This is a genomic window from Nocardia sp. NPDC055321 (genome assembly GCF_053645575.1).
Genome location: NZ_JBSHMS010000009.1, coordinates 35325 through 58916, shown reverse-complemented (window position 1 = coordinate 58916; position 23592 = coordinate 35325). Strand labels below are relative to the sequence as shown.

18 protein-coding genes are annotated in these 23592 nt (G+C 70.3%); 5 read left to right on the top strand and 13 right to left on the bottom strand.

Annotated features, from left to right (window positions below; genetic code table 11):
- Nucleotides 1-25: 25 nt before the first annotated feature.
- Together ACWIGI_RS16215 and aztB are read right to left on the bottom strand one after the other, a co-directional pair.
- Complete coding sequence (locus tag ACWIGI_RS16215; protein ID WP_454203185.1) at nucleotides 26-928, bottom strand: metal ABC transporter solute-binding protein, Zn/Mn family; 903 nt, start codon at nucleotides 926-928, stop codon at nucleotides 26-28.
- Complete coding sequence (aztB, locus tag ACWIGI_RS16210; RefSeq protein ID WP_454203184.1) at nucleotides 925-2922, bottom strand: zinc ABC transporter permease AztB; 1998 nt, start codon at nucleotides 2920-2922, stop codon at nucleotides 925-927. Before aztB ends, ACWIGI_RS16215 begins: the two co-directional genes overlap by 4 nt.
- Before the next feature lie 57 nt (nucleotides 2923-2979).
- Here aztB and aztA point away from each other — a divergent pair, with 57 nt between their 5' ends.
- A complete protein-coding gene (gene aztA, locus ACWIGI_RS16205; protein ID WP_454203183.1) occupies nucleotides 2980-3663 on the top strand; it encodes a zinc ABC transporter ATP-binding protein AztA in 684 nt (227 codons plus the stop codon).
- Nucleotides 3664-4117: 454 nt separating this feature from the next.
- Here aztA and ACWIGI_RS16200 read toward each other — a convergent pair whose 3' ends face one another.
- The 10 genes from ACWIGI_RS16200 to ACWIGI_RS16155 all read right to left on the bottom strand — a co-directional run bounded on the left by ACWIGI_RS16200 (nucleotide 4118) and on the right by ACWIGI_RS16155 (nucleotide 17706).
- Nucleotides 4118-4627, bottom strand: coding sequence for a DUF4254 domain-containing protein (locus tag ACWIGI_RS16200; protein WP_454203182.1), 510 nt, complete (start codon nucleotides 4625-4627; stop codon nucleotides 4118-4120).
- A gap of 327 nt (nucleotides 4628-4954) precedes the next feature.
- A complete protein-coding gene (gene proB / locus ACWIGI_RS16195; RefSeq protein ID WP_454203181.1) occupies nucleotides 4955-6094 on the bottom strand; it encodes a glutamate 5-kinase in 1140 nt (379 codons plus the stop codon).
- A gap of 99 nt (nucleotides 6095-6193) precedes the next feature.
- Nucleotides 6194-7648 carry a GTPase ObgE gene (gene obgE / locus ACWIGI_RS16190; RefSeq protein WP_454203180.1) on the bottom strand — a complete coding sequence of 485 codons (1455 nt, stop codon included), beginning with the start codon at nucleotides 7646-7648 and terminating at the stop codon, nucleotides 6194-6196.
- 250 nt (nucleotides 7649-7898) lie between these two features.
- The gene (gene rpmA, locus ACWIGI_RS16185; RefSeq protein WP_454203179.1) at nucleotides 7899-8165 is read right to left on the bottom strand and encodes a 50S ribosomal protein L27; all 267 of its coding nucleotides are present in this window, start codon (nucleotides 8163-8165) and stop codon (nucleotides 7899-7901) included.
- 51 nt (nucleotides 8166-8216) lie between these two features.
- Nucleotides 8217-8528 carry a 50S ribosomal protein L21 gene (rplU, locus tag ACWIGI_RS16180; RefSeq protein WP_354986255.1) on the bottom strand — a complete coding sequence of 104 codons (312 nt, stop codon included), beginning with the start codon at nucleotides 8526-8528 and terminating at the stop codon, nucleotides 8217-8219.
- A gap of 417 nt (nucleotides 8529-8945) precedes the next feature.
- Nucleotides 8946-12209: a translation initiation factor IF-2 N-terminal domain-containing protein gene (locus ACWIGI_RS16175; RefSeq protein WP_454203178.1), complete on the bottom strand. Its 3264-nt coding sequence runs from the start codon at nucleotides 12207-12209 to the stop codon at nucleotides 8946-8948.
- Nucleotides 12210-12680: 471 nt separating this feature from the next.
- Nucleotides 12681-13097, bottom strand: a complete 417-nt coding sequence (gene ndk, locus ACWIGI_RS16170) for a nucleoside-diphosphate kinase (protein WP_454203177.1) — start codon at nucleotides 13095-13097, stop codon at nucleotides 12681-12683.
- Between the two features lie 36 nt (nucleotides 13098-13133).
- On the bottom strand, nucleotides 13134-13478 hold the full coding sequence (locus tag ACWIGI_RS16165) for a DUF4233 domain-containing protein (RefSeq protein ID WP_454203405.1): 345 nt from the start codon (nucleotides 13476-13478) through the stop codon (nucleotides 13134-13136).
- A gap of 71 nt (nucleotides 13479-13549) precedes the next feature.
- Nucleotides 13550-15016, bottom strand: coding sequence for a bifunctional tetrahydrofolate synthase/dihydrofolate synthase (folC, locus tag ACWIGI_RS16160; RefSeq protein ID WP_454203176.1), 1467 nt, complete (start codon nucleotides 15014-15016; stop codon nucleotides 13550-13552).
- A complete protein-coding gene (locus ACWIGI_RS16155; RefSeq protein WP_454203175.1) occupies nucleotides 15013-17706 on the bottom strand; it encodes a valine--tRNA ligase in 2694 nt (897 codons plus the stop codon). The genes folC and ACWIGI_RS16155 overlap by 4 nt, the downstream gene beginning before the upstream one ends.
- A gap of 355 nt (nucleotides 17707-18061) precedes the next feature.
- Between ACWIGI_RS16155 and ACWIGI_RS16150 the strand changes: the two genes are divergently transcribed.
- Nucleotides 18062-18853 (top strand): alpha/beta fold hydrolase, encoded by a 792-nt coding sequence (locus ACWIGI_RS16150; protein ID WP_454203174.1) that lies wholly within the window; start codon nucleotides 18062-18064, stop codon nucleotides 18851-18853.
- Here ACWIGI_RS16150 and ACWIGI_RS16145 read toward each other — a convergent pair.
- Nucleotides 18810-19670, bottom strand: coding sequence for an MmyB family transcriptional regulator (locus ACWIGI_RS16145; RefSeq protein ID WP_454203173.1), 861 nt, complete (start codon nucleotides 19668-19670; stop codon nucleotides 18810-18812). The genes ACWIGI_RS16150 and ACWIGI_RS16145 overlap by 44 nt on opposite strands.
- A 208-nt stretch (nucleotides 19671-19878) precedes the next feature.
- Here ACWIGI_RS16145 and ACWIGI_RS16140 point away from each other — a divergent pair, with 208 nt between their 5' ends.
- From ACWIGI_RS16140 to ACWIGI_RS16130, 3 genes are read left to right on the top strand one after another with little or no spacing between them, the layout of a single operon-like run.
- Nucleotides 19879-21036 (top strand): 2-deoxy-scyllo-inosose synthase, encoded by a 1158-nt coding sequence (locus tag ACWIGI_RS16140; RefSeq protein ID WP_454203172.1) that lies wholly within the window; start codon nucleotides 19879-19881, stop codon nucleotides 21034-21036.
- Nucleotides 21036-22325: a DegT/DnrJ/EryC1/StrS family aminotransferase gene (locus ACWIGI_RS16135; RefSeq protein WP_454203404.1), complete on the top strand. Its 1290-nt coding sequence runs from the start codon at nucleotides 21036-21038 to the stop codon at nucleotides 22323-22325. Before ACWIGI_RS16140 ends, ACWIGI_RS16135 begins: the two co-directional genes overlap by 1 nt.
- Complete coding sequence (locus tag ACWIGI_RS16130; RefSeq protein WP_454203171.1) at nucleotides 22322-23530, top strand: GNAT family N-acetyltransferase; 1209 nt, start codon at nucleotides 22322-22324, stop codon at nucleotides 23528-23530. Before ACWIGI_RS16135 ends, ACWIGI_RS16130 begins: the two co-directional genes overlap by 4 nt.
- The last annotated feature ends 62 nt before the right edge of the window (nucleotides 23531-23592 follow it).

The following is a 23592-nucleotide window of genomic DNA, read 5'->3' as shown; positions in this document are numbered from 1 at the left end:
CGGTGTTGCGCGAAGCCGTCGAACCTCAGCGCGCGCCCAGACCGCTCACGATCGAGTCGGTGTTCGCGCGCATCATTTCCAGATAGGTGGCCGCTCCCCCGCCCGGCTCGGTGAGCGACTCGGTGTGCAGGGCAATGACTTTCACGTTCACACCGGCCTGCTCGGCGAGAACGCGGGCCAGCCGATCGGGCTGGGACGAATCGGCGAAGATCGCGGGCACCCCGGCGGTCCGCACCGCACCGGCCAGCTCCGCGATGTCCGAGGCGCTCGGGGAGGCCAGGGCCGCGCCGCCGGGAATGATGGCGCCGATCACCTCGAATCCGAAACGCGCTGCCAGATAGCCGAAGACGTGATGGTTGGTGACCAGTCGCCGCTGCCCGGCGTCGAGCGTGCCGAAGCGGGTCGTCATCCACGAGTCGAGGCGGTCCAGTTCGGCCAGGTAGCCCTCGAGGTTGGCGCGGATCACACCGGTGTCGATGCCCGGTACGTCGAGCAGGCGTGCGCCGATCACCTCGACGGCTCGGCGCGCGCGGGCCGGGTCCGTCCAGAAGTGCGGGTCGGGCCGGTCGCTGTCGCGATACGGCAGGGGATTCACCTGCTCGCCCACCGACAGCGCGGGCACCCCGCTCTCCTCGGCGGCCTCGACGTGGCGCTGCACGCCCTCTTCCAGTCCGAGGCCGTTGTGGACGAGCAGTCCCGCGCGGTCGATGCGCGCCGCCTGCTGGGCGGAGATGGCGAAGCGATGGGGGTCGGCGCCGTGCGGCATCAGCACCAGGACGTTCGCGGCGTCGCCCACCAGGACCCGGGTCATGTCGCCGAGGATGTTGGTGGTCACCACGATGTCGACGCGACCGGAATCGGAAGCGCCGCACCCGGGCAGCAGCAGGACGAACAGGGCGGCCAGGGCCGCGCCGAGCATCTTCTTCATCGACCTGTCTCCACCATTCGTGCGGGGGCGATATCGAGCGGGAACGTGCGTGCGCGGCGCAGATCGTCGCGGTAGTCGATCTCGTGGATCACCCGTCCGCCCGCGTCGTTCACGTACGCGCGGTTGGTGTCGATCTCGATCACCGGCGGCGCGTCACCGGGTGTGATCGCCGAGAGCAGTTGCACCCGTGCGGTTTCCGCGCCGGTCACGACGTCGTACGCGTGCAGCACGCCGTCGCCGGTCAGCGTCAGCAGCGCGCTGCCCTCGCCGGCGGTGTTGGCGGCGACGACCGGTCCGGTCGGGACCAGCCGCCAGGTGTGCGCCCGGCTGTCGAGCACCCAGGTCCCGCGATCCCCGGCGCGGGCGGCGAGCACCGTGCTGCCCGCGCGGTGGGAGAACTCGACCGCGCGCTCCGCGGGTGTGATCGGTTGCGGGTAGGGAACTTTCACCCCGCCGAAGCTGCCCTCTTCGTTCGAGACCACCAAAGCCCCGTCCGCGCAGCTGAATACCACGCCGCGCCGGGTGATCGCCGACCCGCGCGGTTCCGGGCAGGAGTCCGCGAGCGCGGTCACCACCGCACCGGCGCGATCACGGATTTCTACACGCCCGGAAGCGGTTACGACGACCAGATGTTCGGCGTAGGGCAGTGCGATGCCGTCGATGAGCCCCTTCTCGGTGACAGTGCCGCCCTCCAGGGCCGGGCGATCGAGCAGCACGGTCCGGGGCGCCGGGTCCTCGACGACCAGCGCGGTGAGCACGGTGTCGCTGTGGGCGGCGGTCACCGGGCCGTACGGCACGACTCCCGCGTCGCGGGGTTCGGCCCGGTAGTAGTGCATGTGATCGCCGTGATCGACGGTCCAGGTCCCGCCGTCCAACGCGCGTGTGCCATTCGCCGTGCCGGGGTAGGCGAAGCGCCCGTCACCAGCCATGCGCGCCGGGCCCGGGATCCGGCCGTGCTCGGTGATGTCGCCGGTGATCAGGTCGACGATCCGGACCGCACCGGCGGAATCCGTTGCCACCAAACGGGATTGCGGACCGTCGGCCTCTTCCGCGCCCTCCACGTACCCGTGCGGCGCCGGTTCGGGCGCCGCTTCCTCGGCAGGCGTGGCACAGCCGGCCAGCGGCAGCACCGCGCCGAGCGCGAGCAGCGACATCAGCACCTGCCCGCCCGAACCGGACCGGTAAGCCCGCAACCGTGCCGCGGCGGCGGAGGCGAAGAACAGCCCGACCGCGACCGCCGCGATGGTGGCTCCCGCCGCCGTCCCGGCGTGCCAGGAGACCAGCAGCCCCGCCACGGTGGCGAATCCACCCAGCGCGGCCGCCAGCGCCATGATCACCGGTATGCGGTGCGACCAGTAGGTCGCGGCGGCGGGCGGAGCGATGAGCAGCCCGAACACGAGCAGCGTTCCGACGATGTGGAACGAGGCGATGATCGCCAGCGTCAGCAGGCCCAGCAGCGCACCCTGCGCCCAGCGCGGGCGCAGCCCGAGGGTGTGCGCGGTACGGGGATCGAAGGCGAGGGCCACGAAGGCGCGATGCCCGAGTATCGCGATGATCAGCGAAATGCCCAGCGCCACGGCGAGATAGCGCACGTCCGCGGACCGGATCGCGAGGATGTCACCGAACAGCAGACCGGTGACGTCGACCGCGAACGATTGCGAACGCGACACGATGATCACACCCAGCGCGAGCATCCCGGCGAAGAGCAGTCCGATCGCGGTGTCGGCGGCGAAGCGCGGGCTGCGGCCCAGCGCGGTGACCCCGACCGCCATGGCACCCGCGCTCACCGCCGCGCCCACGACCGGATTCCACCCGAGCAGCGCGGCCACCGCCACCCCGGGCAGCAGGCCCTGCGCCATGGCCTCGCCCAGAAAAGCCATGCCGCGCACCACGACCCAGGTCCCCGCCAGGGCGCAGATACCGGAGACGAGCAACCCGCCCCACAGCGCACGCTGCACGAATGTCACCTCGAACGGGGCGATCAGCCAATCCATGAGAGCGGACTATATTATGAAAATGATTATCAATACAATCTAGGTGGCAGGGTGGACATGGAGCGAACACCCGCGGTGCGCATCGAGGGACTCACGGCCGGATACCGCGCCGGGGACGTACTCCGGCAGGTCACCGCGGATATTCCGGCCGGGATGGCGACGGCGATCATCGGGCACAACGGGTCCGGGAAATCGACCCTGCTCGGGGCGATAGCGGGTGTGATCACACCCACGTCCGGACGCGTGGTGCGCGAGGGCGAGCTGCGACCCGCGTTCGTGGTGCAACAGAGCGCGGTTCCCGCGACGCTGCCGATCACAGTCCGCGAGACCGTGGCCATGGGCCGATGGGCGCACCGGGGACCGTGGCGCAGACTGACCCGCTCGGATCGGGCGACGGTCACCGAATGCCTGGAACGCCTGGGGATCACCGACCTCGCGCATCGACGGCTCAGCGCCCTGTCCGGCGGCCAGCGCCAGCGCGCGCTGCTGGCCCGCGCCCTGGCGCAGGAATCGGACCTGCTGCTACTCGACGAGCCGACCGCCGGCCTGGATATCGAAGCGCAGCAGGAAATCTCACGCATTCTGCGCGAGTTCGTCGCCGCAGGCACCACCGTCGTGATCGCCACCCACGACCGCACCGAGGCCCTGGACGCGGAACACTGCCTGCTGCTACGCGCGGGCGAGCTGGCCGGCGCGGGCCACCCGGAGGAGATCCTTCGCGAGCGCGCTGCCGAACGGTGAACGCCACGCACTGACGCCAACCCCCGTGCACCGAGCACCCCGGGCTGTTGATGATCGCAAAACCCCACACGCGCCGTGATTCGCCCGATGCGAGCGGATCTCGGCGAACGCCCCGTTCCGGTTCCCGCACGCTCGAAACGCTTCCCTCGCACCGTGTCCGAACGGTTCCGGGCGGCGATGGACACCCCTGCGGCGAACTCCCCCGTGCGGTGATCGGCCCCCGTGCACCGATCACCACGTGCTGGGTCAGGGGTAATGCCCGGGCCCGCCGGCGCCGCGCGCGCCGCCGAGCCCGGGCTCCCTACCCCGCACCCCAGCACCCCCACCGGATCGCCCCAACCTCGAGCGCCCGACTCGGCGCGCTCCAACCCCGGAGCGCCCCGTGCGAGGCGCTCCGGGCGAAGCGCCTCCTTCCGGCGGCGGCGGTGGATCGCACCGCCGCGGCCGGAATTCCCTACGCGGACCGTCGAATTCCCGTGCCGGTGACACCGGCGGCGCGATCGGTCCAGCCGTCGGCGAGCTGGGCGAGGAGGTACCAAGCCGCGTGTACCTCCTCGTCCGAGACCCGCTCGGCGGTTTTGAGCAGGTGCACCGCGTGCACGTGCGCGCCCGCCATAGCGTCCACGGCCGCGCCGAGGGACTCGGCGCGCGCTCCCCTCCTGCGCGCGCGGTTCGCCACCCAGTCGTCGATGCGAACGACGGTCCGGGCGCGCAGCTCGTCGATGCGGCCGGTCTCGCCGGGCTCCACCCGGCACTCGAGCCGCAGTTCCAAACGCTCCAGGTGCAATTCGGCCAGTGCCCGGGCCAATTTGGTGACCGGGTGGTCTTCGGAGCGGTCCCCGATGTGCCCGCAGAACGCGGCCAGCAGTTCGTGCCAATCCGGCAGGAGTGCGTGCATCTCGAAGTCGGTGTGCCGGAAACTGGTCGGCCACGGGTGTGTGCTGTCCGGTTGCCGTATGTACATGGCTGCCTCCACGGCGATGGGGGTGCACCCGACGCCGCGGGCGGTCACCGGACCGCGAGCCCGGCGCGGCAAGGGCGGACCGCGCCGGATCCTGGCAACCGCTATCGGCGAAGGGCACATCTCACGATGCGGCGCCGAGTGCACTACCAGGATGCCCGCTGCGAGCGGTCCTCCCACTGCCCTTTCTCTGGCCCTTCGGTGCCCCTGGGGCGGGATGGCACGCGAAAACCGCTCGCCGAGATGAGTTACGCGCGTTGATATTTCACTCTGCACGACCGACCGGTTCTTGACATGTGAAGTACCGACCGATCGGATTCGAGAGCCGCGCTAGACCTTGACGAGATCGTCCGCGTGCACCACGGACCGCTGATTGCTTTCCGAGAGTTCGCTGGAGGAGCGGCCCTTCATGGCTTCGAGCTCGTCGCTGTCGTAGGCCACGACCCCGCGCGCCACGACCTGCCCCTCCGGCGAGATCAGATCGATGACGTCGCCACCGTGGAAACGCCCGTCCACCTTCGTGATTCCGGCCGCCAGCAACGACCGTCGGCGTTCGGCCACCGCCGCCACCGCGCCGGCGTCGATGTGCACCGCGCCCCGGCTGTCCGCGGCGTGCCGCACCCAGAACTTGCGCGCCGAGAGCCGCACCGGCCGGGCGGCGAAGGCCGTGCCCACGCTCGCGCCGTCCAGCGCCGCCGCCGCGTCCGAGGCCGCGGCCAGCAGCACCGGCACCCCGGCGTCGGCGGCCAGGCGCGCGGCGGACAGCTTCGAGGCCATCCCGCCGGTGCCCAGCGCACCACCGCTGCCGGCGATCACACCGTCCAGATCGGCGCTGCTGCGCACCTCGGGAATGAAATTCGCGGCGCCCTTGCGCGGGTCACCGTCGTACAGGCCGTCCACATCGGACAGCAGCACCAGGGCATCGGCCCCGACCAGGTGCGCCACCAGCGCCGCCAGCCGGTCGTTGTCACCGAAGCGGATCTCCTCGGTGGCGACGGTGTCGTTCTCGTTGACCACCGCGATCGCGTGCAGCGACCGCAGCCGGTCCAGGGTGCGCTGGGCGTTGCGATGATGCTCGCGGCGGCCGAAATCCCCGGCGCTCAACAGCACCTGCCCGACCACCCGGCCGTACCGGGAGAACGAGGTGCCCCACGCGTGCGCGAGCGCGAGCTGCCCCACGCTGGCCGCGGCCTGTTTGGTCGCCAGATCCGTGGGCCGCTTGGACAATCCGAGCGGCGCGATACCCGCGCCGATGGCGCCCGAGGACACCACGATCACGTCCGAGCCCGCGCGCATCCGCGCCTCGACCGCGTCGGCCAGCCGATCCAGTCGCTCGGTCTCCAGACCGCCCTCGAGACTGGTCAGCGCCGACGAACCGATCTTGACGACCACACTGCGCGCCGTCGCGATCGCCTGCCGCGCCGGACTCGGCTCCGCACCCGTCTCCACCCGCGTGATACTCGCGCTCACCCGCACCACACCTCACTTCGTCCGCGATACACCGTATCGCCGCTTCGAACTCGCACCGCGACCGATGGCCACCGAGGTGGAATCGGTTGCGGGCGTTGCCTACTGGTCCTCGTCGCCGACCAGACCACGGCGCGCACGCGAGGCGTGCTTGCGCTCGGCCGCACCGATGCGGTCGGTCTGGTCCAGTCGCGGGTCCACGCCACGACGGGTGAGCAGGGTCTCCACACCGGCGGAGATCTGCGGCTCCCAGTCGAAGCAGTAATCGCCGATGGTCACCGAGCAGCCCGGCTCGGCGCCCAGCTTGACCAACTCTTCCTCTACGCCGAGGCGAGCCAGGCGATCGGCCAGGTAACCGACGGCCTCGGGATTGTCGAACGGTGTCTGCGCGACCCAGCGCTCGGGCCGCTCACCGATGACCACGAAGCCGCCCGGCTCGTCCGGATCCTTGACGATGCGGAAGCCGCTGTCGCCCTTGACCACCGGGCGAATGACCGGGCGCTTGACCTCGACCTCGGGCCGCGTCTCGCGGTATTCCTTGACCAGGTCCGCCAGCGCGAAGGTCAAGGGCCGCAAGCCTTCCCGGCTCACCGCGGAGATGGTGAACACGGGCCAGCCGCGCTTGGCGAACTCCGGGGTGACCATCTCGGCCAGCTCGGCGGCGTCGGGCACATCGGCCTTGTTGAGGATGACAACGCGCGGGCGGTCGGCCAGATCACCCAGGCTCGCATCGCCCTTGAGGGCGGGCTGGTACGCGGCCAGTTCAGCTTCGAGCGCGTCCACGTCCGACACCGGATCCCGGCCCGGGTCCAGGGTGGCGCAGTCGACCACGTGGGCCAGCACCGCGCAGCGCTCGAGATGACGCAGGAAGTCCAGGCCCAGACCACGGCCCTCGCTCGCGCCCGGGATCAGACCGGGCACATCGGCCACGGTGAACGTCGTCTCCCCCGACTGCACCACGCCGAGGTTGGGCACCAGCGTGGTGAACGGGTAGTCGGCGATCTTCGGCTTGGCCGCCGAGAGGACCGAGACCAGCGAGGACTTGCCGGCCGACGGGAAACCCACCAGGCCGACGTCCGCCACCGACTTGAGCTCGAGCACCAGCTCGCGCTCCTGCCCATCCTCACCGAGCAGTGCGAATCCGGGGGCCTTGCGCGCCTTGGACACCAGCGCCGCGTTGCCCAGCCCGCCGCGACCGCCGAGCGCGGCCACGTACTGAGTGCCCGCGCCGACCAGATCGGCCAGCACATCACCTTCGGGGCTCATCACGACCGTGCCGGACGGCACCTTCAGCAGCAGGCCCTCGCCCTGCTTGCCGTTGCGGTTGCTGCCCTCGCCGGGCTTGCCGTTGCCGCCCTTGGCATGCGGGTGGAAATGGAAGTCGAGCAGCGTGTGCACATTGGGGTCGACCTCGAGGATCACATCCCCGCCGTTGCCCCCGTTACCGCCGTCGGGACCGCCCAACGGCATGAACTTCTCTCGGCGCACCGAGGAACACCCGTGCCCACCCTTGCCCGCACGCACGTGCAACACGACACGGTCGATGAATTTGGACATATCGGTGATCATCCTCCTGCTGTGCGCTATTTGCCCTCCGCTTCGCTCCGGGCGAGTTCGCGGCCCCTATGTCTCGTTCTTCCCTCCCTCCGCTCCTCCGCTTCGCTCCCCCGCTCCACTCAGTCCAGAACGAGACGGCCGCGAACTGAGAGTGCGGGGGTACGAAGGCCGAGCAAAGCAGAAGCGGGCCAGGGCATCGCACCCTGACCCGCTTCGGGAGAGATTGTGGAGCTCAGCTCCGGCTCGCCGGTCAGGCGTTCACCGGCTCCGCAACCACGATGTTGACGGTCTTGCGGCCACGCTTGGTGCCGAACTCGACCGAACCCGCCGCGAGGGCGAACAGCGTGTCGTCGCCGCCACGGCCGACGTTGACGCCGGGGTGGAAGTGCGTGCCACGCTGGCGAACCAGGATCTCGCCGGACTTGACGACCTGACCGCCGAAGCGCTTCACGCCGAGCCGCTGGGCATTCGAATCGCGACCATTGCGCGAGCTGGATGCACCCTTCTTATGTGCCATTTCAGAACTCCTCGTGCCGGGGAACGAACCAGCGATCCCCTGGTCGGAAACTTAGTTGATGCCGGTGACCTTCAGGACCGTCAGCTTCTGACGGTGGCCCTGACGCTTGTGGTAGCCGGTCTTGTTCTTGAACTTGTGGATGCGGATCTTCGGGCCCTTGGTCTGTTCGACGACCTCGGCGGACACGGAAACCTTCGCCAGCTTGTCAGCATCGGTGGTCAGCTCGGCGCCGTCAACGACCAGCACCGGCGCCAGGGACACGGCAGTGCCCGGCAGACCCTCGATCTTCTCGACCTTCACCAGGTCACCAACCGCGACCTTGTACTGCTTTCCGCCGGTCTTGACGATTGCGTACGTTGCCATCGGTCGGCTGCCCTTCTTCCTGTACTAGTGCTGGTGTCAACACTTTGCTCACACGACTGATCCTCCGGTTCACACCGGAAACCGCCGTACGACTGGTCTGGTATTGCACGCCGCCTGGGGCCGGTCGGTCCGCTCGGGAACCTGGCCCTCGTTCTCACAGCATCTGCTCGAATCAAGCAGCACAGCAGAGTGCTGTCGCCGGGGGCAGCGACTGTCCAAGAGTACAGGACCGGCCGAACCCATCCAAACCGGGGTCGTGCCATCGCGATCGGGCCCGAAGCCACAGCTCAGCGGGCCGTAACGGGCCTCGCCGACGCCGCTGTCGCGCACGTCACGCCCGCCCGATCCGGTCCGTGGAAACGGTCCGGCCCCGGCGCGATGACGCCGGGGCCGGACCGCGAAACAGCTTCGGCCGGACTAGTTCCCGCCCTCCGGCGCCCCGGCGGGGCGACCGGCGGCACGACGCCGCTGACGGGTGCGCGGGGGCAGTTCCGCCGGCGCCAGGTCCTGCAGGGACAGGGCCGGGGTGGCGGGCTGGTCCGTGCTCGAGAGCACGAACACCGCGGCCTCGCCGGTGGACGCCGGGGTGGAGACCGACCGTGCGACGCGGCGCCGGCGGCGACCGGGCTCCGCGCTCACCCGCTCGGTGACCTCCGGTGCGGCGACCGCGAGCTTCGGTTCGGACTTCGCTTCGGCGGGCGCGGTCTGCGCCTCGGTCACGGCCTGGGCGTCCGCCACCGTGACGACGGCCTCCGCGGCGGCGACCACCGCGTCCTCGGCGACCACCGCGTCGGCGGCGGCCTCGGCGGCGGGCGTGTGCCGTCCGGTGCCGTTGGTCGTGGCGCGGGCGGCGGGCTCGGGATCCCGGACCGCGGCCTCGGACACCGCTTCGGCGCCCGCAGCCTCGGCCGCGGCCACCGCCTCGGTGGCGAAGGCCACCTCGTCGGCCACGTCGACATCGTCGTCGTGATGCGCAGCCATCGCCAGGGCGACCGGGTGGGCGCGCTTGGCGGCGGCCTTCTCCTTGGTCTCCTTGACCTCTTCCTCCGGCGCCGGGGCAGCCTCGACCACACCGGTCAGCGGCGCGGACTCGGCCGCGGCGTTGCCGCGATCCTTGCGCCGTCGACGCGAACCCTCGCGACGGCCCACACCCTCGTCCCCGGCCGGAGCGGACTCCACCGGGTAGTTGTGCACGATGAGACCGCGGCCGTGGCAGGTGTCGCAGGTGGTCGAGAACGCTTCGACCAGACCGGTTCCCAGCTTCTTGCGGGTCATCTGAACCAGGCCCAGCGAGGTCACCTCGGACACCTGATGGCGCGTGCGGTCGCGGCCCAGGGCCTCGGTCAGTCTGCGCAGCACCAGATCCCGGTTCGACTCGAGGACCATGTCGATGAAGTCGACCACGATCATGCCGCCGATGTCGCGCAGCCGCATCTGGCGCACGATCTCCTCGGCCGCCTCGAGGTTGTTGCGGGTGACGGTCTCTTCCAGGTTCGAGCCGCCCGCACCGGTGAACTTGCCGGTGTTGACGTCGACGACCGTCATGGCCTCGGTGCGGTCGATCACCAGGGTGCCGCCCGAGGGCAGCCACACCTTGCGATCGAGGGCCTTGGCCAGCTGCTCGTCGATGCGCAGGCTGCCGAAGACGTCGACGCTGCCGTTGGCCTCGTACTTCTCCACGCGGACAAGCAGATCCGGGGCCACGGTGCGCACGTAGTTCTCGACCGTGCTCCAGGCGCGCTCGCCCTCGATGACGAGCTTGGAGAAGTCCTCGTTGAACAGGTCACGCACGACCTTGACCAGCAGGTCGGGCTCTTCGTAGAGGGTCTTCGGCGCGTTCGAGCCGTTCTTGGACTGATCCTCGATCGAACGCCACGTCTGCTGCAGGCGCTCGACGTCGCGGGCCAGCTCCGATTCCTCCACGCCCTCGGACGCGGTGCGGATGATGACCCCGGCGTCCTGCGGCACGATGTCGCGCAGGATCTCCTTGAGACGCTTGCGCTCGGTGTCGGGCAGCTTGCGGCTGATACCGGTGGAGGTGCCGCCGGGCACGTACACCAGGAAGCGGCCGGCCAGGCTGATCTGCGTGGTCAGGCGAGCGCCCTTGTGGCCGACCGGGTCCTTGGAGACCTGGACCAGCACGGTGTCACCGGGCTTGAGCGCCTGCTCGATCTTGCGCTCGCGGCCGCCGAGACCGGCCGCCTCCCAGTTCACCTCGCCCGCGTAGAGCACGCCGTTGCGGCCGCGTCCGATGTCGACGAAGGCGGCCTCCATGGACGGCAGCACGTTCTGGACCTTGCCCAGGTAGACGTTGCCCACCATGGACGCCGAGCCGGTGCTGGTCACGAAGTGCTCGACCAGGATGTTGTCCTCGAGCACCGCCACCTGCGTGGTGGAACTCGGGTGATCGGGGAAGTGCTTGTCGCGCACAACCATTACCCGATCCACCGACTCGCGGCGGGCCAGGAACTCCGATTCGGTCAGGATCGGCGGGCGGCGGCGGCCGGCCTCGCGGCCGTCCCGGCGGCGCTGGCGCTTGGCCTCGAGGCGGGTGGAACCGCTGATGCCCTGGACCTCGTCGACGTCCTTGGCCGCGGCGGCAGCGGCGGCGCGGCGCTTGCTGCGCGGCTCGCGCTCGTGCACGACCGTGTTCGGCGGATCGTCCTCGGTGTTCTCGGGCTCGTTGTCCTCGCCGCCCTTGCGACGGCGACGGCGACGGCGGCGACGGCTGCTCGAGCCCTCGGGCACGATCTCGTCGTCGGCGTCGTCCTCGTTCTCGGCCTCTTCCTCGGCGTCGGCCCGGAGCTGATCCTCGATCTCGGGATCGATCTCGCCCGACTCGTCACCGTCGGCGGCCTGCTCGCCCCGGCCCCGGCCCCGGCCGCGACGGCCGCGGCGACGCCGGCGCGAGGCGGTGTCGCCGCGCTCGGAACGCGAGTCGTCGCCGTCCCAATCCTGGTCGTCCTCGGCGTCGTCGGCGCTGTCCTCGACGGCCTTGTCCTCGGCCGCGGCGACCTCGACCTTGGCCTTGGACTCGGCGCGCGACCTGTCCTCGGCGCGGGTGTCGGCCTTGGCCTGGTCGTCGTTCCGGCCGGCCTCGGCGTCGGGCGCGGTCTTGGCGGGCTCGTTCTTGGGCTTGCGCTCGGCCCGCTGCTTGCGGCGGGTCTCCTCGACGGCGGCCATGTCCGGGGACAGGAACAGCGGCGCGGCGACGGGCGCGGACGGCTGGTAGACGATGGGCTCGCCGACGGGCAGCTCCGGCTGCTGGAACGGGCTGGCGAAAAGTTTGGGGGCGCGTTTGCGCGCGGGGCGGGCCTCGGGCTCGGCGACGACGGCCTCGGCGGCCTCGACCTCTTCGGCCGCGAATTCGTCGGCGGCGAGCACGTCACCGGCCGCGATGGCCTCGTCCACCGTGGCGGGGGCGGCGGTCTCGGCCGCGGCGGGGCCGAAGGCGTCGCGTACGGTTTCCGCGACGGTGCGGTCCAGGCTGGATTGCGGGCTGCGCGCCTGCGCGCCCATTTCGGTCAGGTGGGCCAGGATTCGTTTGCTGGTGACTCCCAGCAGCTTCGCCAGGGCGTGCACCCGGATGCGTTCGGGCAACTGTTCGGCAGCCGAGCCGGCCGCCGTGCCCTGTTCTCCGGCGTTCACCTGCGATGCGTCCTGCGGCTCTTGATCGGCCACGAAATCTCCTCGGGACCCCCGGGCGCGTCCCTCAGATGTGAGTGACGCGGCCGACGCGGGGGCGCTGTCTCGTCTCGCACCCCATCGGGCGCGAGAGCGTATGGTCTGCGCGCCGCGTGCCCGCTATCACCTATGTTGTCGTCGTTCGGGCGAATGTGGTCACGTGGCGCCTGGCTGTTTGGCTCGACTCCACGGCACGAGCGTTCATCCAGCGGGCCGCCCGACAGCCGAGTCTCGGTAGCCGTCGGCGGCAGCGATGATCGTCCGTCGTGCCGTGATGTCAGTCGGAGGTGGCCCTCACCTGCCGCTAATGGCGGGCAGCGGTCACTTCCGATGCCAGTATCCCACACCACCTCGGGGCGTCGCGCCCACGAACCCCCGACACCCCGTCGCCGGGGATGCCGGAGGTTCGAGCGGACTCACCCGGTGAGGCCGATGTTCGGCCCACACGATGCGGAGCCCGGAAGCGGATCAGAGGGTGAATTCGGGGAACCAGAGCGCGATTTCACGCTTGGCGGACTCGGGCGAGTCGGAGCCGTGCACCAGGTTGAACTGGGTCTCGAGGGCGAAGTCGCCGCGGATGCTTCCGGTGGCGGCCTTCTCGACCGGATCGGTGCCGCCCGCGATCTGACGGAAGGCCGGGATCGCGCGGTTACCTTCGAGCACGGCCGCGACGACCGGGCCGGAGGTGATGAATTCGATCAGCGAACCGAAGAACGGCCGCTCGCGGTGCTCGGCGTAGTGCTCGACCGCGATCTCTTCGGAAACGTTCACCAGCTTCAGCGCCGCGATCTTCAGGCCCTTGCGCTCGATACGGGTGATGATCTCCCCGACCAGGCCCCGGGCCACGCCGTCGGGCTTGATGAGTACCAACGTCTGCTCAGTCACGAGCAAAGCCTAACGGGCAGGTTGCCAGGGAAAAAACTAGGAAGTCCCGGACATCCGCTGGCTGGGGAGCAGCCCCGCCGCGATCCGCTTGCGGACGTCGGCGCGCAGGAACAGGATGAACGCCCAGACGATGGCGAAGACCACCCCGATCACCAGGATCGACAGCTGCATGAAGGCGCCGCCGGCAATGAGCAGGACCTGCAGCGCCAGGTTGAAGTTCATCGCCCAGGGCTTGCCCTGTACGCCCGCGCCCAGGAACATCGCCACGGCCAGGCCGACCAGGAAGGTGATGGACCACCACTCCAGGCCGCCGCCCACGGCCGCGACCACCGGCAGCGCGAGCAGCACGGTGATGGCCTCGAGGATGAGCGTCCCGGCCATCACCCCGCGGAAGCCCTTCCACGGGTCGGTGGCGGGTTCGGGCACCGGGTTCGGCGCGGCGTCTGATCCGGTCACGCGGGATCCTTTCCGAACAGCGAGCGGGCCGCACCGGCGGTGGCGACCGATCCGGTCACCACAATGCCCGCACCGGAGACCATTTCGCCATGTTCGCCCTCTTCGGCCAGGGCGATGGCGGTTTCGATGGCATCGGCCAGATCGTTGGCCACCGCGACCCGCTCGTCGCCGAACCGCTGCACGGCCAGGTTGGCGAGATCGTCGACGGGCAGCGCGCGCGGGGAGCCGTTCTCGGTGACCACGACCGCGTCGACGATGGGTTCGAGAGCGTCGAGGATGCCCCCGGCGTCCTTGTCGCCGAGCACGGCGACCACCGCGATCAGTTTGCGGAAGTCGAATTCGCCGGTGAGGGTAGCGGCCAGGGCCTGCGCGCCCTGCGGGTTGTGGGCCGCGTCCAGGAAGATGGTCGGCGCGCTGCGCATGCGTTCCATGCGGCCGGGACTCACCGCGCTCGCGAATCCGGCTCGGATGGCGTCGACGTCGAGCTGGCGGGAGGCGCCGGCTCCGAAGAACGCCTCGACCGCGGCCAGGGCGAGCACGGCGTTGCGTGCCTGGTGCTCGCCGTGCAGCGGCAGGAAGATGTCGTCGTAGACGCCGCCGAGGCCCTGCAGCGAGAGCACCTGGCCGCCGACGGCGACCGCGCGGGTCAGGACCCGGAACTCCGAGCCCTCGCGCGCCACGGCGGAGTCCATCTCCACGGCCCGGCGCAGCAGCACGTCCATGACCTCCGGTTCCTGCTGCGCGATGACCGTGACGGTGTCGCGCGGAACCAGGCCGTCGTCGGGGGCCTTCTTGATGATTCCGGCCTTCTCCCCCGCGATGGACTCGAGGTCGGGGCCGAGGTATTCGGTGTGGTCCAGGCCGATCGGGGTGATGACCGCGACCTGCGCGTCGATCACGTTGGTGGCGTCCCAGCGCCCGCCCATCCCGGTTTCCACGACGGCGACGTCGACCGGGGCCTCGGCGAAGGCCGCGTAGGCCATGCCGGTGAGCACCTCGAACTTGCTCATGGCCGGGCCGCCCGCGGCGTCGGACTGCTTGTCGATCATCTCCAGGAAGGGCAGCAGCTCGTGGTACAGCTCGACGTACCGCCCGGGCGTGATGGGCGCGTTGTCGATGGCGATGCGCTCGGTCGCCAGCTGCAGGTGCGGGCTGGTGATGCGGCCGGTGCGCCGATGCAGCGCGGTGAGCAGCGCGTCGATCATGCGGGTGACCGAGGTCTTGCCGTTGGTGCCCGCGATGTGGATGGCCGGGTAGCCCTGCTGGGGTGAGCCGAGCAGGTCCATCAGGGTCGCGATGCGGGTCAGCGACGGTTCGATCTTGGTTTCCGGCCAGCGCTTGTCGAGTTCGGCTTCCACCAGCGCCATTTCGGCCAGGTCGACCGGGGAGGTTCCGGTGAGCGGCCCGGGCGCGTACTGCGCCCGGGGCTCCTCGTCGTACTCGTGATCGGGCTCGTCGGTCATGCGCGGTCCGCCAGTTTCGCGATCTCGGCCAGGCGCGCGCCGATGCGCTCGACCTCGGAGGCGGCGATCTCCTGCCGTCCCCGGATCTTGGCGACCACGTCGTCGGGCGCCTTGGCCAGGAACCCCTCGTTGCCGAGTTTGCCGGTGGTGCCGGCCAATTCCTTCTGCGCGGCGGCGAGGTCCTTCTCCAGGCGACGGGCCTCGGCGACGAGGTCGACGGTGCCGGAGGTGTCGATCTCGACGGTCACGGTGGCGGTGCTCAGGCGCACCTCGAGCGAGGCGGTGGCGGCGAAGTCGTCGCCGGGCGCGGTGAGCCGGCCCTGGTTGGCGATCTCGGTCTGCTGGGCGAGCACGTCGGCGGCGTCCAGCCCGATGAGCTTGGCGGCGACCTTCTGGCTGTCGGCCAGGCCCTGATCGCTGCGGAAGCGGCGGATCTCGGTGATCAGGCGCTGGGTGTCGGCGATGCGCCGGGCCGAAACCTCGTCGGCGGGAACGCCGCTGGCCTGCGGCCACGCCGCGATCACCACCGATTCGCCGCCGGTGAGCGCGCGCCAGAGCTGTTCGGTGACGAACGGGATGGCCGGATGCAGCAGGCGCAGCACCGAATCCAGGACGTTGCCGAGCACGACGCGGGTGCTCGCGGCGCGCTGCTCGGACTCGGCGAACTGCACCTTGGCCAATTCCAGGTACCAGGAACAGAATTCGTCCCACGCGAAGTGGTAGAGCTGCTCGCAGGCCTTGCCGAAGTCGTAGCGGTCGAAGTTGGCGTCCACCTCGGCGCGCACCTGGTCCAGGCGATCCAGGATCCAGCGATCGGAGTCGGTGAGGGTGTCGCGCGCGGGGAGCTCACCGGGCTGCGCGCCGTTCATGAGCGCGAACTTGGTGGCGTTGAACAGCTTGGTGATGAAGCTGCGCGAGGCGGTGACGTGCGAGGTGCCGATGGACAGGTCGCTGCCGGGCTGGGCGCCGCGCGCGAGGGTGAATCGCGTGGCGTCCGCGCCGTATTCGTTGATCCAGTCCAGCGGGTCGATGCCGTTGCCGCGCGACTTGGACATCTTCTTGCCGTGTTCGTCGCGAATCAGGCCGTGCAGGAACACATCCTGGAACGGGACCTGCTTGGTCTCGGCGTCCTTGCCCGCGGTGATGGCCGGGTCGTCGGAGACGAACATGCCGAACATCATCATGCGCGCCACCCAGAAGAACAGGATGTCGTAGCCGGTGACGAGAACGCTGGTGGGATAGAACTTCTCGAGTTCGGCGGTGGTGTCGGGCCAGCCCATGGTGGAGAAGGGCCACAGGCCCGAGGAGAACCAGGTGTCCAGGACGTCGGGGTCCTGCACGTAGCCCTCGGGCGCCTGCTCGTCCGGTCCGACGCAGACGATCTCGCCCGCGGGGCCGTACCAGATCGGGATGCGGTGGCCCCACCAGAGCTGGCGGGAGATGTTCCAGTCGTGCATGTTGTCGACCCACTCGAACCAGCGGGGTTCCTGGCTGGCGGGGTGGATCTTGACCTCGCCGTTACGCACGGCGTCACCGGCGGCCTTGGCGATGCCCTCGACCTTGACCCACCACTGCATGGACAGGCGCGGTTCGATGGGTTCGCCCGAGCGCTCGGAGTGCCCGACCTGGTGCTTGTACGGGTACACGCGCCCGACGATGCGGCCCTCGGACTCGAGGCGCTCGCGGATCTTCACGCGGGCCTCGAAGCGGTCCATGCCGTCGAATTCGGTTCCGCTGTCGGCGATCTTGCCGGTCTTGTCCATGATCGTGGGCATGGGCAGGTTGTGGCGCAGGCCGAGCTCGAAGTCGTTGGGGTCGTGCGCGGGGGTGATCTTCACTGCGCCGGAGCCGAATTCGGGGTCGACGTAGTCGTCGGCGACGATCGGGATCTGGCGGCCGGTGATGGGGTGGTAGACGGTGGTGCCGATGAGAGCCTTGTAGCGCTCGTCCTCGGGGTGCACCGCGACGGCGGTGTCGCCGAGCATGGTCTCCACGCGGGTGGTGGCGACGATCACGTGCGGTTCGTCGTCGTTCAGCGACCCGAAGCGCATGGAAACGAGTTCGCCGTCGACCTCCTTGTGGTCGACCTCGAGGTCGGAGATGCCGGTCTGCAGCACGGGCGACCAGTTGACCAGGCGCTCGGCCCGGTAGATCAGGCCCGCCTCGTACAGGCGCTTGAAGATGGTCTGCACGGCGCGCGACAGCCCGTCGTCCATGGTGAAGCGGTCCCGGCTCCAGTCGACGCCGTCGCCGAGGCGGCGCATCTGACCCTGGATCTGGCCGCCGGACTCGCGCTTCCAGTCCCAAACCTTGTCGATGAAGAGTTCGCGGCCGAAGTCTTCCTTGGTCTTGCCGTCGACGGCGAGCTGCTTCTCCACCACGTTCTGGGTGGCGATGCCGGCGTGGTCCATGCCGGGCAGCCACAGCACCTCGAAGCCCTGCATCCGCTTGCGGCGGGTGAGCAGGTCCATGAGGGTGTGGTCGAGCGCGTGGCCCATGTGCAGGCTGCCGGTGACGTTCGGCGGCGGCAGCACGATCGAGTAGGCGGGCTTGTCGCTGCTCGCGTCGGCGGTGAAGTAACCAGCGCGTACCCAGCCTTCGTACAGGTCGCTCTCTACCTCGCTGGGGTTCCAGCTCTTGGGGAGGGCGTCGGCACGATTACGTGGGTTCTCAGAGGCTGTGCTGGTCACCTGGCGATTCTAATGGAGGCCCGCGCAGGGCTTGACAGGGCCGCCGACCGGTGGTTCCGAGGGGTGGAGTCCGGGATCGCCGCGTCGTGGATTCGGATCGCGGGAGGGTGTCGCCGAGGGCGAAAGATTGGGGGCGGGACTTGCGGCGGATGAGGGACACCGGAAGCCCCGCCCTCACGAATCAGACTACCGGCGGATTCGGTCGGACAGCCGAATCCATAAGCAATTCTCAGGATTCGGCCAAATCGCCCAGGCTAGACCGTCTTTCGTTGCATTCACGTTGCGTCGGGCGCACCGACCGCCCGCCACGCGGGATCCGGCTCCCGCCGCGAAACCCTGTCGTAGAGTCCGAAATATGCCGTTCGTCGCTCGCGGGGGAACGAAGATTCACTACACCGATACGGGAGGTGCCGGTCAGGCCATAGTTCTGGGGCACTCGATGCTCATGGACAACGAGATGTTCGAACCGCAGCGATCCGCTTTGGGGCGGGAGTACCGGATCGTGGCCATCGACTCTCGGGGTCACGGTCCCAGCTCGGACGACGGAACACCGTTCAGCTATTGGGATCTGGCCCGCGACGCCTGGGCCGTGGTCGATCACCTCGGCATCGACCGGGTGGTCGTGGGCGGCGTCGAGGACGGCGCGTCCACCGCGCTGCGCATGGCGCTGCTGGCGCCGCCGCGGGTGCGCGGGGTGGTGGTGATCGGCTGCACGGCCAAGGCCATGCCGCCCGATCGCCGCGTGGGCTACCGCGAAGTGCTGGACTACTGGGCCGGCGACGGACCGCTCACCCCGACCATCAAGATGGTGTCCGCGCTGACCATCGGCGGCACCCTCGAGGACAAGCTGCCGTGGTGGGACAAATGGATGGCCGGTGATCGCGGCCGGGTCCGGCCGACCACCGAGTGCCTGATCAACAGGGATTCGGTGTTCGAACTGCTCGGCGACATCGACTGTCCCGCACTGGTTCTGCGCGGGTCCAGCGATCAGACCTCGACCCCGCAGGACGCGCTGGACATCGCGGCGGCCTTCGGCGGGCGGGCCGCGGCGCACACCATCGCGGGCGCCTCCATGGTGCCGAACCTCACCCATCCCGATCGGGTCAACGCGATCCTGCGGGACTTCCTGGCGGGACTTCCCGGGTAGGGGTGGCCCCGACGAGTCCGATGAACAACTGGTGCGCGGTGTCCGGCGCGGTGCTGCGGTAGCGCTGCACGACCACGTCGAAGACGGTGGCCGTCTTGGGGTTCCGCAGCCGGACGGTCGAGTCGGGCCGGCCGATGCCGACGTGCGCGTCCTCCCAGAGCCTGCGGAAGTCCGCGTGCTCGCCCAGTTCGCGCAGCAGTTCGTCGATGTCCGCGCGGCCGTGCGCCTGGGCGGCGTACGCCCGGAAGCGCCCGACCATGAGCCGGGCCTCGTGCTCCCATTCCTCGATGACGATGCGGGCGCGCGGGTCGGTGAACAGCCAGCGCACCACGTGCCCGCCGCGCAGCAGACCCGGGAACGCCGCGTCGAAGGCGCTGTTGCAGGCCACCACCCGCCAGCCGTCGTCCAGGGCGGCGGCCAGGTGCGGGAGCAGGGCGTCCAGCGTGGTGCGCACCGTGTCGACGACGGGATCGTCGCGGCGCAGTTGCCGGGGATTGCGCCGGGTGGGCTGCTGCTGGGCCAGGTGATAGAGGTGTACGCGTTCGGCGGCGTCCAGGCCCAGGACGGTGGCGAGCGAATCGAGGATGGCGGGACCGGGGTTGAGCGCGTCGCCCTGTTCGATCTTGGCGATGTAGCCGAGGCTGGCGTGGGTGGCCTCCGCCAGTTGTTTGCGGGTCAGCCCGGCGGGATGTCTGGCGGTGCCGCGCGAGCGGCGTTCGCGGACGAATTCGGCCAGCGACGGCGCGCGCAGTGCGGACGCGGTGGTCCCCCTGCCGTTCGGCGCCCCGATGTCATTGTCCGGCAAGAGTTCTCCCATTCACCCGGGCAGCCTTCGTGACCTGCCGGAATTGCACAGTACCGCGCGGGGAACCGGCCCTCGCGGCGAAGTCGCGGCGGGCGCTACCCCTGCCGGTGGTACCCCGGCCGCGCGGCGATCCGGGCAGTGGTACCGGCGCGCCGGGCAGGCTCTGACTGGGGCAGCTCACCGTTTGCCAAACGTTGTTGTGTCACTTGAAATTTCCCGCATGGCAATGACTTCACGCACCATTCGGATCGGCGATCAGTCCTTTCCGTATTCCTTCGGTGAGGACTGCCTCGACGAGATCGCCGCGGAGATCGCCGGTTTGGCCGCGGACACCCTGGTCTTCGTGACCGACGATCACGTGCTGGAGTTGCACGGCCGGGCGCTGGCGCGGCTGGCGGGTGCGACGCCCTCGATCACGCTCAGCCACCGCGCCGGCGAGTCCATGAAGACCCTGACCTGCCTGACCGCGCATCTCGAGACCGCGCTGCGCGCCGGGGTGACGCGGCGTTCGGTGGTGGTGGCCTTCGGCGGCGGGGTGCCCGGAAATCTGGCCGGGCTCATGGCGAATCTGCTGTTCCGCGGGGTGCGGCTGGTGCACATCCCGACCACGACGATCGCGGCCATGGACTCGGTGCTCTCGCTGAAGCAGGCCATCAACAGCCCGGTCGGCAAGAACCACATCGGCACCTATTACGCGCCCACGGCCGTCTACACCGATGTGCGCTTCTTCGGCACCCTCACCCCGCGCGAACTGCGATCCGGGCTGTGCGAGATGGCCAAGAACTGCCTGGCCATTCATCCGGCCGCGCTCGAACAGCTGCGCGCCGTCATCGATTCCGGCGCGTCGGCCACGCCCGCCGCGTTGCGCTGGCTCCTGGACGCCAGCATCGCGGCGAAATCGGCGGTCACCCGGGCCGACACCTTCGAACGGGGGTCGGGGCTGGTGCTGGAGTACGGGCACACCGCCGGGCACGCCATCGAGATCTGCGATCACCGGGCCCGGGGCGCGGCGGGGCTCTCGCACGGCGCGGCGGTCGCGGTGGGAATGCTGGTGGCGGCGCATGTTTCGCACGCGCGCGGCCGGCTCACCGAGCGGGAGCTGCGCGTGCACTACGAGATCGTGACCGGGCTCGGGGTGGAACCGCGACTGCCCGCCGCGGTGCGCATCGCCGACGTGCTGGCGGTGATCGGCGACGACAACAAGAAGGGCTACCTCGACTCCCGGCCGGACGCGGTGCCTTTCGTCCTGCTGGACGCCCTGGGCACACCGGCCCGCACCGGCACGCTGCCGCTGGTGCACGTGTCGATGGACGAGATCCGGGCGGCGCTCGAGGCGCTCGCGCTGCCCGCCGCCAGCGTCCGCGCCGTGGGCGTGTGATGCTGGCCGTCGACGGCGGCGCGCCGATTCGCGCCGGCCGGGCCTGGCCGGTGTGGCCGCAGTACGACGCGGGCACCGAACGCGCGTTGCTCGCCGCGCTGCGCTCGTCGCGCTGGTCGGTGAGCTGGTACGCCCCGGACGGCGGCAAATCGCGAGAGCGGCGTTTCGCCGAGGAGTTCGCGCGCTACACCGGGGCGGCGTACGGGGTCAGCGTCGATCACGGCTCCAGCGCCCTGGTGATCGCCCTGGAAGCACTGGGTGTCGGGCCCGGGGACGAGGTCATCGTGCCCGCGCTGACCTGGGTCGCCCCCGCGACCGCCGTGCTGCGGGTGGGCGCGCTGCCCGTGCTGGTGGACGTGGATCCCGGGACCGGCTGCCTGACAGCGGATCACGTGCGCGGCGCGCTGTCCGAGCGCACCCGCGCGGTCATCGCCGTACACCTGGCGTGCACCGCGGCGCCCGTCGACGAACTCGCGGCGCTGGCGGGCGAGACGGGCGTCGCGCTGATCGAGGACTGCTCGCAGGCGCACGGAACGCGGTGGAACGGCCGCGCCCTGGGCACTTTCGGCGATATCGGGGTCTTCAGCCTCGGCGCGGCCAAGACCCTGGCGGCCGGGGAGGCCGGGGCCGCCGTCACCGACGATCCGGCCCTGTACCGCCGCATGCTCATGCTGCGCGCGGATTCGCGCGGCTACCTCGCGGACGCGCCGCGCCCGGGCGAATACGAACTCGTCGAGGACTGCGAGATCATGGGCGGCAACTACTGCATGTCCGAGCTGACCGCGGGCGTGCTGCTGGATCAGCTCCCCCGGCTGGACTCTCAGCACGCGCACCGGGCGGTGCGCGCGGGCGAACTGGAGGCCGGCCTGGCCGCCCGTGCCGGGCTCGGCGCGATTCCCGTTCCGGCGCAGGTGGATCGGCGGGCCGTCTACGAGTTCGGCGTTCGCTTCGAGCCCGGTGTGTTCGGCACGGCCCCGGTCGAGCGGGTCGCGGCCGCGCTCACCGCCGAACTCGGCACCAAGGTGTATCCGCCGCGTCCGCCCCTGCATCGCAGCGCCCTGCTGCGCCCGCGGACCAAGGCGCGCTTCGCCCGGATCTGGGACGGCGCGGGCACCTCCGGGCGCACCTTCGCCGGGGCGGACCACTACCGCGAGCACACCCTGCTGCTGCATCACAGCGTGCTGCTGGGCGAACGACGCGATATCGACGATCTGCTGGCCGCGCTGGACAAGGTGCGCGCGGCGTACTCCCCGCGCGGTACGGCCCCGGAACAGAAAGTGGCGGTATGACTTCGGAGTTGCTGTCGGACTGGGACAGCCGGGTACTGGACGACATCGCGGTGCGCCGCGCCACCGAGGCCGATTGGGACGCGTTGCGAGACTGCTACTTCCGCGCCTTCGGCGGCGTGCACACCCGCGACTTCGACCTCTGGAAGCGGCAGTTCCGGCTGGCGGACGTGGCGGTGGCCGAGGATGTCTCCGATCCGGCCGCGCCGTTCATCGTGGGCACCGCCTCGGTGATCCGCATGCGGGTGACGGTGCCCGGCGGCGGGCAGCTGAGCGTCGCGGCGTGTGCACAGGGGATGGTGGCCACCACGCATCAGAAACGCGGTATCTACGCCAAGATTCAGAGCGAGCTGGCCGCCATCGCCCTGTCGGGCGGTTCGCAGGTGCTGGCCGCGATGCCGGGCCCGGGCGGGAACTACGGCTACGTCGGAGTCGGCGCGTACGCCCGACGGCTGCGCGTGGATCGCAGGCGCTCGAAACTGCGGGCCGCGCCCGGTGATTCGGGACCGGCTCGCGAGCGCCGGTACTCCGAGTCGATCCCGCTGCTGCGCGAGATCTACGACCGCTGGCAGCGCGCGACGCCGGGGGCGCTGAGCCGCAACGAGTTCTGGTGGCCGAGCACCTTCGCCGACGACTCCTGCGTGATCACCCACCCGGACGGATACGTGATCTACGACCTGGCCGGCACGACGGTGCTGGTCCGCGATTTCTGCGCGGTCACCACCGCCGCCCATCGCGAGCTGCTGCGCTGCCTGCTCGGCCACGGCGAGTACGACACCGTCGAGATGACCACGGCCGTGGACGATCCCACCCCGCTGCTGCTCGAGGACCTGCGCACGGCCGCGGTGGCCGGCGTCGCCGCGAGCCTGTGGATGTGGATCCTGGACCTGCCCGCCGCGGTCGCCGCGCGCACCTTCGCCGCCGACTTCCACGGCGTGATCGAGCTGGCCGACCCGTGGGGAATGAGCACGGGCACCAGCGTTCTCACCGTCCGCGACGGCGCGGGCACGTGGACCGATGCCGGACCCGTCGCCGCCCCGGATCTGCGCATCGGCCCGCTGGAGCTGACGAGCGTCTACTTCGGCACCCACACGGTCACCGAACTGCACCGCGCCGGCCGCGTCGAGGAGTTCACCCCGGGCACGGTCGCGGCGCTCGACCGGGCGCTGGCCGAGGCGCGACGGGCGATCAACAACAACGCGGTATGACCACGTGTCTCGGCGCCGCGCGGCGCGAAATCGCCGGTGCCCGAGCTACCGCCCCCGGCACA

Bases quoted from the DNA above. Each gene is read 5' to 3' on its own strand.
- ACWIGI_RS16215 (WP_454203185.1), bottom strand. From the start codon at position 928: ATGAAGAAGATGCTCGGCGCGGCCCTGGCCGCCCTGTTCGTCCTGCTG.
- ACWIGI_RS16145 (WP_454203173.1), bottom strand. From the start codon at position 19,670: ATGGGAGAACTCTTGCCGGACAATGACATCGGGGCGCCGAACGGCAGG.
- ACWIGI_RS16130 (WP_454203171.1), top strand. From the start codon at position 22,322: ATGACTTCGGAGTTGCTGTCGGACTGGGACAGCCGGGTACTGGACGAC.
- ACWIGI_RS16135 (WP_454203404.1), top strand. From the start codon at position 21,036: ATGCTGGCCGTCGACGGCGGCGCGCCGATTCGCGCCGGCCGGGCCTGG.
- ACWIGI_RS16150 (WP_454203174.1), top strand. From the start codon at position 18,062: ATGCCGTTCGTCGCTCGCGGGGGAACGAAGATTCACTACACCGATACG.
- aztA (WP_454203183.1), top strand. From the start codon at position 2,980: ATGGAGCGAACACCCGCGGTGCGCATCGAGGGACTCACGGCCGGATAC.
- obgE (WP_454203180.1), bottom strand. From the start codon at position 7,648: ATGTCCAAATTCATCGACCGTGTCGTGTTGCACGTGCGTGCGGGCAAG.
- ACWIGI_RS16165 (WP_454203405.1), bottom strand. From the start codon at position 13,478: ATGGCCGGGACGCTCATCCTCGAGGCCATCACCGTGCTGCTCGCGCTG.
- ACWIGI_RS16140 (WP_454203172.1), top strand. From the start codon at position 19,879: ATGGCAATGACTTCACGCACCATTCGGATCGGCGATCAGTCCTTTCCG.
- rpmA (WP_454203179.1), bottom strand. From the start codon at position 8,165: ATGGCACATAAGAAGGGTGCATCCAGCTCGCGCAATGGTCGCGATTCG.
- ACWIGI_RS16200 (WP_454203182.1), bottom strand. From the start codon at position 4,627: ATGTACATACGGCAACCGGACAGCACACACCCGTGGCCGACCAGTTTC.
- aztB (WP_454203184.1), bottom strand. From the start codon at position 2,922: ATGGATTGGCTGATCGCCCCGTTCGAGGTGACATTCGTGCAGCGTGCG.
- folC (WP_454203176.1), bottom strand. From the start codon at position 15,016: ATGACCGACGAGCCCGATCACGAGTACGACGAGGAGCCCCGGGCGCAG.
- rplU (WP_354986255.1), bottom strand. From the start codon at position 8,528: ATGGCAACGTACGCAATCGTCAAGACCGGCGGAAAGCAGTACAAGGTC.